General features: G+C 64.9%; 7 protein-coding genes and 1 pseudogene. 5 read left to right on the plus strand and 3 right to left on the minus strand.

Going from position 1 to position 9,137, the window contains the following annotated elements:
- Positions 1-1,162: 1,162 nt before the first annotated feature.
- From ACIPXB_RS33740 to ACIPXB_RS33755, 4 genes and pseudogenes are all read left to right on the plus strand, one after another.
- Positions 1,163-2,842, plus strand: coding sequence for an AAA family ATPase (locus tag ACIPXB_RS33740; RefSeq protein WP_401456207.1), 1,680 nt, complete (start codon positions 1,163-1,165; stop codon positions 2,840-2,842).
- Between the two features lie 82 nt (positions 2,843-2,924).
- Complete coding sequence (locus ACIPXB_RS33745; protein ID WP_401456209.1) at positions 2,925-3,071, plus strand: hypothetical protein; 147 nt, start codon at positions 2,925-2,927, stop codon at positions 3,069-3,071.
- Positions 3,072-3,817: 746 nt separating this feature from the next.
- The gene (locus ACIPXB_RS33750) at positions 3,818-4,084 is read left to right on the plus strand and encodes a hypothetical protein (RefSeq protein WP_401456210.1); all 267 of its coding nucleotides are present in this window, start codon (positions 3,818-3,820) and stop codon (positions 4,082-4,084) included.
- 996 nt (positions 4,085-5,080) lie between these two features.
- Positions 5,081-5,374: pseudogene (locus ACIPXB_RS33755) on the plus strand (DUF4352 domain-containing protein); the annotation flags it as partial.
- 96 nt (positions 5,375-5,470) lie between these two features.
- Here the strand turns inward: ACIPXB_RS33755 and ACIPXB_RS33760 are convergent.
- The 3 genes from ACIPXB_RS33760 to ACIPXB_RS33770 all read right to left on the minus strand — a co-directional run bounded on the left by ACIPXB_RS33760 (position 5,471) and on the right by ACIPXB_RS33770 (position 7,661).
- Entirely contained in the window at positions 5,471-5,896 is a 426-nt protein-coding gene (locus ACIPXB_RS33760) for a cytotoxic translational repressor of toxin-antitoxin stability system (protein WP_401456212.1), read from the minus strand.
- Positions 5,893-6,309: a prevent-host-death protein gene (locus ACIPXB_RS33765; RefSeq protein ID WP_401456213.1), complete on the minus strand. Its 417-nt coding sequence runs from the start codon at positions 6,307-6,309 to the stop codon at positions 5,893-5,895. The genes ACIPXB_RS33760 and ACIPXB_RS33765 overlap by 4 nt, the downstream gene beginning before the upstream one ends.
- Before the next feature lie 245 nt (positions 6,310-6,554).
- On the minus strand, positions 6,555-7,661 hold the full coding sequence (locus ACIPXB_RS33770; RefSeq protein WP_401456215.1) for an endonuclease NucS domain-containing protein: 1,107 nt from the start codon (positions 7,659-7,661) through the stop codon (positions 6,555-6,557).
- Positions 7,662-8,133: 472 nt separating this feature from the next.
- On the opposite strand from ACIPXB_RS33770, the gene ACIPXB_RS33775 reads away from it, so the two are divergent.
- A complete protein-coding gene (locus ACIPXB_RS33775) occupies positions 8,134-9,063 on the plus strand; it encodes a phosphorothioated DNA-binding restriction endonuclease (RefSeq protein ID WP_401456216.1) in 930 nt (309 codons plus the stop codon).
- The last annotated feature ends 74 nt before the right edge of the window (positions 9,064-9,137 follow it).

The raw sequence follows: 9,137 nt of genomic DNA on the forward strand, positions 1-9,137 counted from the left end.
CGATATTCGCACAGCACTTGAATTCTGGCAATAGCTCTGATATTGGACCGGCGGGTAAAGCGAGCGCACCATTTTGGAGCATGGGAAATCGGCGCGCTAAGCTGAAAGGGTCTGCCCCGATCAACTAACGAACTGGCCGGCGGCGGAGAAGTAAGGAAACCCTCGGCCCACTCATCCGAGGGCTTTCCTTTGGAGCGTGGGAATTCAGCGCGCTACGCTTCTCGCGTCTCCACTGTCATGGGACGTTCTCCTCAAGTAACGCCAGAAGCCTCGGGTGTCGGACCGAGGCTTCCGGGTGGTGTGGCGCATATCACGTGGAGCAGGAATGCGCAGGTCCGCGCGTTACATGCACCTGCCATGTATCAGGCGTGACACTTGCGAAATTACCCAGCGTGATCAACGCGGATTGCGCGGTCAAGCCCACTCGTGGGATCTTCCACACCAGCCGAGGCGTTCTCGGCACCGCGAAGGAGGACCCATCACCCAGACCCCGAACTCCCAGCCTGCGCCCACCTATCTCGACTTCTCGGTACCCCTGCCCGTCCACGACGAGGACACGGGCGAATACCTGGGCTACTGGATGACGCCTAACGCGTGAGTGCCCGTCTGGCGCTCTCGTAGATCTCGCTCGTCTCGTTCATCACGCGCACGCTGCTGACGCCCTAGAGGCGCCTCTCTGCGCTCCGTACGCGTACGCACGACGCACACGCGCTCATCTCGACACAGCGCACTCGCCGGCAGAGACAGAAAACCCCGCATTGGATTACCGGTGCGGGGTTTCTCTATGCGTGGGCTCGTTTATAACGATTCGCCGACAGTGAAAGCCCACACCACACGTCGGCTCTTTGGGGTGCGGATTACCGCTTGCGATCATAGAGCTACGGAATACCGCACGCGAGAAAGGAATTCGAGCATGACCCCGGACAAGAAGGTTCGCCGCTTCACGAGTCACGCCGATTGCGTCCACGAGAACACCAAGGCTGCACGCCACGAGTGCAGGTCAGCCGCCCGTCACGCCGAATGTGATCACGGTGATTCGAACCACGAACGCGGCTGGTGCACCCGACTACGGACCCAGCAGGAAAGCGAATAGGGCGAGACCCAGGAATCTCGCCCTACCCGTACCGCCCGAACTCACCACAACCCTTGAACGGAGCACTTCATGAACGACGTTAGCGCACTCGAAAACGGCACGGAAAACATTGAACTCGGCGGACAGCTGTACATGTTCCCGGACGCCACCACGACGCCCGGCTGGACACTCATCACCCAACGGGAGATCGAAGAGGCTCACGAGGAGGCTCTAGAGCTGGAGGTGTGGTTCAAGACGGAGTGGAAGCGGTACCGGGAGGAGCGCATAGCTCGGCGTCGCGTCGCGGAGGCTGACCCGTTCCCGGTCTTCGCGGAGCCGTGGGTGTTCGCCTTCATCCGGGAGGGCGTTCTACAGCCGCCCTCGTTCGAGAAGCCCATCCGTGGCATGGGCGAGTACGAAACTGTCACCCCAGAGAGGTTCACCCGGGCCGAACTGCTGGAGGGTCTACGTCGGCACTTCCAACTACCAGACTCCTTCGAGATCGGGGACTGGTCAGAGTTCACCGACAAGGAGCGCGAGATGGCCGAGGTCCTACGGGAGAACGGCTTCCTCCAGCTCGTTCGTCTCCCGCACACCGGCATCGCGGACGGCATCACCCTCCCGCCGACTCGTGCGGCGTTCCGTGAAGCCCTGCGGGAGTACAACCCGAGCGTGGACCTGGGCACGGTGGAGAACCCGGTCAGGGGCGACCGGATCTTGCTCTTGGACTCGGCACACCACCTGACGTGCCCCGAGTTCGGCGAGTGCATGGAATGTGAGGAGGAGTTCGACCGTCACGAGTTTGGGCGTGGCCTGGGCACCGCCGGGAAGACTCAGACGGTCTTCGGCCCGAAGGAGGGCGGCAAGACCTGGTACGAGGTACTGGCGGCGATGGAGACCATCCAGTGGGGTCACAACGTCCTGCACTACGAGGCCGACGACTCCCGGGAAGCTCTACCCAAGCGGCTGGTCCTAGCGGGCGTCGATCCATTGGACGTGGCGCGGTACGTGAAGGTGATCACGGCTGATGAGATCCAGCTCTCGACGGACAGCAGTGGAAAGCGCCGGCCTGTGACCCCGGCTCTGTCTCCGGCCTTCACCCGGAACATCGGACTCGTGACTCTCGACGCGGTCGTCTCGATGGCTGCGGAGCTCCGCCTCGACTCCTCTTCGGCCACGCTCACCAAAACCCTTATGAGCAGCCTGATGGAGCCCTTCTACCGCCTCAGCACGTACGGAGCGCACGGCATCGTCGTGGACCACTCGGGCCACGACAACCCCGATCGCCCGATGGACTCGGCCCAGAAGCTCGCGGCGGTCCGCATCGCCTACCAGGCACGCGTCACCAAGCCGCTTGGTGTGGGACGTCTCGGGTGCGTGGAACTGATTCTCCGCAAGGACAGCCACTCGATCCACCCGGGCAAGAGGAACGGTGATGTGGTCGCCTACCTGGAGGTGGACAGCCAGGGTGACACCACGCGCGTCGGGGTCTACGGCCAGCACCCGGACAAGCGTTCTGCCACACCCGCGAAGCGCGGGAAGACGGCGGTCTCGTCCCTCGGCGAGATCAAAGCCGCGGTCCACCTGTGGCTGTCCAAGCTGGACGAGCGCACGGCAGAAAAGGAGGAGATCGTCCGTGGCCTCGTAGGCACGACCAAGCGCGACGGCTCGGCCATGGAGGCGAAGGAGGTTCGGGTGAACCTGGGACGGATCAACCCTGACAAGGAGCCGTTCGCCAAGCTCTCTGGCGACCGCTTCCGGGCGCTGTGACGGCCATATGGAACTAAGCCGCAAAGTGGAGCGTACTGTGCGAATCACAGTCACAATCGCAAGGGTTAGCGAGGAGCACTACGTGGCCGCCATCATGCAGCACCCCCTGTGGATGACGTGGGTCCAGTCCTGCCGGGAGGCAGGGATCGTTCAAACCCCACAACAGCTGATCCGCTCGTTCCGCCGCTTCCTGCGGGACGCCGAACGCGGACAACAGATCGCCGCCTGACGTACCACACCAGCCAGCGCGCACCAGAGCCTCGGCCCTCTCAACGGGCTGGGGCTTTCTGGTGGTTGCGCCACGAGGGACGCTGAACGACACAAGACGCTGTGCGCGCCTGTCGGCGCCTGTCAGAGCGTGCGCGCACAGACTGACGCGCGCGTACTGCTGGCGCCCGAGAGGAGCGTCTGAGCGCTCCGAGCGATGCTGTCTGCGCTGTGTGCTCGCGCTCGTCTCGTTCGTCGCGCTGCACTCGCCGGCACAGCCGTTGACCGCCTCGCGCGACTGGACCGGTCAAGAGGACAGTCCTTCTCGTGCGCGCGTTGCGCGCGCTACGACTACACATCTCGACAACAACCGACACGACAACACACACGAGTCTCTATAGAGACTCTGTGCTGTAGATGTCGCTGTAGTCGTGTTACCGCAGATCAGGGGATGACAACACGACGACAACAGACGCTCGCCAACATGTTGTCGCGTGTAGTCGTGTTGTCACGTTTCCGCAGCTCAGAGGCTATTTCTAGCGACAACACCAACAGACGACGATGTGTTGGAAATGATCTTGTTGGCGAAAAGGGTCGGGCTGCCTGAACGATCTTGACGCGGCGTGCGCCGATCACCCTTCTTGCACGCGCGAGTGGGCTTCGCGAACGGGGCACCGAGCCGCAGAATCGCCGACAGACTGAGCGGACACGACGCGTTGACATGATGACGCGTGATGGGCTCGGACAGTCAAAGGGTGGGTGTGGATCATGGGGAACCCTGGCGCCGCGAAGTACGGGCGGTACTACTGGCGGATCGACCTGACCAGCGGGGAGGTGGTGCACGCCAACGCCGAAGAGGTCGAGATCATGCCGAGCGGGGTCCTGATACTGCGGGGCGGGGTCGATAAGGACAACCCGAGCATCCTGCTGGCGTTCGCCTCGGGTGAGTGGAAGAACGTGAGGGCCGCGAGCGTCATGGACGGGCACACCGTCTGCGTGGACCACTGGGAGAAGCCTGGGCAGTCTGACGAGTAGCGGTGGCGGCTGTGCTCGTCTGCCCTGTGCGGCTTGGCGCTCGTGAGCCTGGAGATGCGCGGAGGATTCGCCTGGTGGTCTAGGCCGCACTCTTGCAGAACTGTGGAGCGAAGCGACACGGGGCTGATCTTGCAGGCCATGGGCCGGTACGGCCTGGGCTTGACCCGGCACGGCACACGGGGGTGTGGTACGTGGGGACAGAGTCCTGGGGGAAGGGAATGTGGGCCCGGTCGGGTGTGCGTGAGACGGAGGTGCACATCCCCCCGGAGAAGCCGCCAGGTAGGCCGTTGGAGGCCGTGGCTGCGTCTCTACACGCTCGACTTCTGGCCGTTCGAGAACGACGCCCAGACCCGTGCCTGTGGCTCGCTAAGCAAGACGATGCAATAGCCGCAAACGCCTGACAGAGTGCATAACCGCAGGTCAGACTGTACGTGTCGCAGCACTTGGACGATACGCTTGGAAAGCGTGTTGGGGGCAACCCCTCACGAGTTCGAATCTCGTATCCTCCGCCAGTGCCTCACCGGGCACTTGAAGGCCCCGACCGGGAAACCGGCCGGGGCCTTCTGCGTTCCGTGGTTGCAGTTCTGGTTGCATTCGTATCGAACATTTCACCCATTTCACCTAGATGCGCGCTGGTCTCTGGGCTGGTAGGCCACCCGACCAGACTCCCCGGCGTAGGCGCGCGGCGCCTCTCCCGCCCGCGGGAGCCATAGAGGAGAGCTGATCCTCTCCCGGGCCCCACAAGGCCCCAGCGGCGGGACAGTGGGAGCCACAAGGCCGAGCCTGGAGGCCGCCATGTGTCCTCAGTCACCGCCGCAGTGGGGCCCTTCCCGCCACGCCCGCCGAACCGTCGTAGGTGGTTCGCCCGGCATCGCTGCTGACGGTGCTGCTCGCCATCACCGCCGCTTGTGGCCTTCGGGATCGCCGGATCACTGACCGGCAGAGAGTCAGCCCGGGGTAGGCGATGTCGGGGGTCCGTACGGTCGGGATGCGCAAGGCCAGATCTTCCTCGTCCACATGACCGTGAGGAACATCGGGGACAGGGCTCAGACCTTCGACGGCGCCGACCAGAAGCTCATCGACCACAACAGCAGCAATTACAGCGCGGACACCACCGCAGCGCTCTACCTCGACAAGAGCGAGTCGTTCCTCAACCAGATCAACCCCGGCAACACGGTCGACGGCATCGTCGTCTTCGACATCCCGAGGACCACGCCCCCCGTGCGGATCGAGCTGCACGACTCGCCGTTCGGCGGCGGTACCACCATCGATCTCACCGCCCGACGCTAATGCGCGCCTTGCCTACCGGACTCGGCGGCCCTCCAGAGGCGCCGCCCAAATGACGCAGTGGCCTGTGTGGGCCAGGTGCGAACGCCGCTCGTCGCATCACGTGCCGTCTGTCCAGTACTGCTGGAGACGCGCCACGGCAGCCTCCTTGGTCAGCTCGGAGACCGCCCCTTCCGAGAGGCCGACACGGTGGATCAGCAGATAGACCAGATCCGCCGGCAGCGATTCCTTCGGCACGGGCAGTGCTCCCCGGTCGGGAAGCCTGCCGTCGATCACGCAGTCCCAGAACTCGTTTTCGGTGACAACCAACTGATCGCGAAGGATGTGGCTCCACATCGCGGCACCGTAGACGGTGCGATCGACCGGGTGTGAGATGCGGGTCCGCAGGATCCGTCCGTCGTGCAGGTTCAGCTCGTAGGTGACGTGATGCGTACCTGTACGCCCACGAGCGTCCCGCACCCGCTCCCACCCCTCGACGACACAGAACCGGTCATGACGCTCACGGTCTGGCTGCGGTCGACTCACCGCTGCGCTCCCACCAGCCAGTCAGCCAGCTGACGGTCGTCGCTCAAGGCAATCAGCTGCACCAGGCCCCAGTTGTCCTGGTGATTAGGGGCCAACCGCAACCGCTCCTGCCAGTCGTCGGCATACTCCCGCAGAGCGTCGACCATCTCGTTCACGGCTTCGTCGAGGTTGGCTCCATCGGCCGCGACAGGGAGCCCCGGGATGAAGATCGCCCACCCGCCCGCTTCCGCAACGACCTCAGCCTTGGAAGGGCATGCCGAGGACAGGTACCGGCGGAGTCGTTCAACATCCACGACCGCAGCGCACCCGGCCGCGCGACGCACGGTCGCGACCCGCCCCTCGCCTGCGGCGTCGAGGAGCTCTTTCAGGTGCGTACGCGCTTCGGTGTAGTTCTCGTAGTGCACTGCGGACATGGCGACCTCCTTCGGGGCTCCAGAGGACCAGAGTGCTCCCACGCGATAAGTACGTCAAGTACGTGAAGTACTTATTTGCCTGGCTCGCACCTATGAGCAGCGACGAAGCAGACCTCCCGCGATCAGTTCCCAGAGGTGTCCTAATCGCGGCCACGGAGACGGCGGGGATACACCGTTGCTGACCCGACCACGGTGGACACCCCCGCCGCGCTCCGTTTCACGCACATCATCGGCTCACATCGCCGTCAAGCTATGCCGAAGTGCCGGGAGATCTCGTCGATCGTGAAGCGGGCGCGGAGCTTGCAGGCGGAGTTCTGGTTGGCGAAGAAGCCGGTCCGCCACAACGCCTTCTCACGTGGCACGGCCTGCTCCCAGTCGACCGAAACAACCCATTCGCGACGGTCCTCCCCGTCGTTCTCCTCTGCCGTACCACCGTGCGGTCGGTAGCTGCCCTTGAGTGGAAGGTCAGCCATCCGTCGGCTCTCGCCGTCAACGGTGAGTACGGCGTCTTCGAAGGGCTGCGGCTCGCCGGACACTGTGCCCACACCCACGTACCCCACCTTGGGGATGTGGGTGAACACCCGCGCCCCTGAGGGCAGAGAACGGAGCGTACGGGAGAACCAATCCCCGCCTCCGGCCGACACGAAGCCGTACCGAAGCGCGTCCTCCCAGCTCCGCCCGCCGGGCTCATCACCGAAGGAGACGTACCAATCCGTGCCGTTCCACGGCTCCTGCTTCCCGCGTCCCTTCGTTCCCGCAGCCGGCGCTACTACCTCGGCTTCGTCCATCAGCCAGGTGCGCGCCAGGTAGGAGCGACCCTCGTCCTCGAAGTAGCGGAAGAACAGCACGTTGACGGGAACCTGGTAGCCGGACGCCAGGTAGGTGACGATCCGCTCGGTCGCCGCGTCGATCTCACTCGCGACCACGGTGAGGGTGTGGCTACTGTTCAGCGCCTCCGGCGGGCTGCCGCCGAACCGCAGCGCGAATGCCTCGTCCAGCTCCTCCACCAGCCCCCGGCTCCGGGCGTACGTTGTGTAGATCTCGCGCACCTGCTCGTTGGTGCACTCCTGGACCCACGAGCCGTAGTCGAGAAGCTGTGCGACTACCTCCCGGGGAGTGCGGTCCCGTTTGAGCTCCAGAACATGCAGGCCCCCCTCAACATCCATGCCGAGCAAGTCGACGAACTTGCCGTGGTCCGTCTGCACCTGCCGGCCGATCAGCAGGAGCGGCCTCCCCAGGATTTCCGGATCGGCCTCTATCAGCTGCTCCAGCCTCGACTCCAGAGGCATCGGCCGCGTAGCGACCCGCACCGGTTTGTCGTCCACCCGCCACAACCCGAACTCCAGCGGCATTACGCGCTCCCCCGCCCGATCCGACATGCCCGACCGAGTCAAGCAGATCCAGGAGACAACGAGGCCCTGCATGTCAACACGAAAGGGAGAAGACAGCGGCCAGTGGGGGGACGATGGTTGCAGTTTCGGTTGCATTCACCAGCGTTCATCCGCGTCAGGAGGCCCCTCCGCTGACCGTTTCACCGCAGGTCAGGACGTTCCTGCTCCCACCCGAACCCGCAGACGAACATGTGGAAAGCGTGTTGGGGGCAACCCCTCACGAGTTCGAATCTCGTATCCTCCGCAGCCGCCTGAACAGGCGAAACGAAGACCCCGACCGCGATGCGGCCGGGGTCTTCGGCATGTGCCCGGTCTCAGTTTTGGTCTCATTTACTTCAGACATTTGCCTACGAACCGAACAGAACCCCGTCGGTGAGACTTCAGGAGCATGTGGGTGCACGTCCGGGGGTGCCGGTCACTACGATCGCCGATCATGGACTGGCTGGAGCGGACCGCGACGTTGCGGCAGTGGACCAAGGGCGGGGCGCGCGCCCCACACAAACCGCTGCTGCTCCTGTACGCCCTCAGCCGGTTTCAGCAGGATGCCGACGGTGAGCTGCTCTACAGCGCCGTGGAGGAGGACCTGAAGCAGCTGCTGGCCGAGTACGGCCCACCCAACAAGACGACGCCCGCCTACCCCTTCCACCACCTGGTCGGCGATGGGGTGTGGGAAGTGCACACCAACCGCGGACCCGGCAGTCCCGGAAGCGCGGTGCGGGAGCTGCGGGCGGCCGGGGCAGCCGGGCGGCTTGCCTCGGAGCTGCGGGCAACCCTGCGGCGGGAGCCGTCGCTGCTGGGCCGGATGGCGCGGGTCCTGCTCGACCTGCACTTTCCGCCCTCCCTCCACGGCGAACTGTGCGAGGCGATCGGCCTGGAACTGGAGCCGGCGGAGACCGGGCGGCTTTCGTCCGCGCGTAGGCAGAGGGACCGGCGGATGCGGGAGCTGGTGCTGACGGCGTACGAGTACCAGTGCGCCTTCTGCGGTTACGACGGGCGGATCGGGGCGTCGCCTGTCGGGCTGGAGGCCGCGCACGTCCGGTGGTGGGCGTTCGGCGGCCCGGACGACGTCGACAACGGCCTTTGCCTGTGCTCGCTCCACCACAAACTCTTCGACAAAGGCGTGCTCGGCGTCGGTGACGGACACCGCATCCTCGTCTCGCAGCAGTTCGTCGGCCGCAGCCCCGTGGCCCGCGAACACGTCATAGCTCTCGCGGGCCGCCCGCTCATCGGCCCGCAGCCGGGCGTCCGCCCCGTGGCGGCGGACCACCGCTCCTGGCACACCAGCCAGGTCTTTCACGGCACCCCACGCCCCGGCGCGGATCTTCCCCGAGCCAGACCTCAAGAGGCAAGGCCGCGTAGTTAAGGGTTTTGCTGGGCGGTCAAGGGGTGGGTGGGGTCAGTTGGTAGGCGCCGTATGTCGGGGATGTGAGGGTGCCG

It is taken from the genome of Streptomyces sp. NPDC090022, from assembly GCF_044748145.1.
Classification (GTDB): Bacteria; Actinomycetota; Actinomycetes; order Streptomycetales; family Streptomycetaceae; genus Streptomyces.